The following is a 546-nucleotide window of genomic DNA, read 5'->3' as shown; positions in this document are numbered from 1 at the left end:
ACGATGAAGAGAACAACTGCGACGTCATGGTGCTGGCCGACCATTCTTACGCCTGGCCGGAACCGGTCGCCATCCCGTTCCGTAATCCGGCGGGCCTGTTCGACGGCGGCCAGGAGTCGGTCTGGGAAATGTCGGTCAGCCGCAAGGCCATCCCGAAATCGGTGACGGTTAACGACGATTACTATCCGGCCGCGCAAAGCGATATGACCGCCACGGCGACCACCAATCCGGATTACACGGCGCTGGTGGCCGAAGATTACCGCTGGGGTGAGTCCTATCCTGAGCCGGGCAAGGAATACAGCAACGAGCCCGGTCAGGGGATGTGGTACGCCAGACGCCGTCAGGAGCGTTATCTGAGCGAACAAATCACCTTTGAGGGTAAGTCCAACTGCATGACGCTGCGTCCGGGAATGGTCATTACCACGCCCGGTAAAGACTGGCCGGAAGCGCCGGACGGCCTGCTGATAGTTTCCACGAACTCTACCAACGTCGCCCGCGACACGGCGTATTTTGTCACCTTCACCGCCGTGCCACGCAATACCCGGC

At 60.6% G+C, this 546-nt stretch carries 1 protein-coding gene; it reads left to right on the top strand.

The features are described 5' to 3' along the window. Positions 1-546: phage late control D family tail protein (locus J1781_RS00480; protein WP_217233033.1), on the top strand; the 546-nt coding region annotated here is incomplete at both ends.

Source organism: Rahnella perminowiae (assembly GCF_019049695.1).
In the GTDB taxonomy this organism is placed as follows: domain Bacteria; phylum Pseudomonadota; class Gammaproteobacteria; order Enterobacterales; family Enterobacteriaceae; genus Rahnella; species Rahnella perminowiae.
The sequence above is the reverse complement of the archived record's forward strand: the minus strand, read 5'-3'. Positions and strand labels throughout refer to the sequence as shown.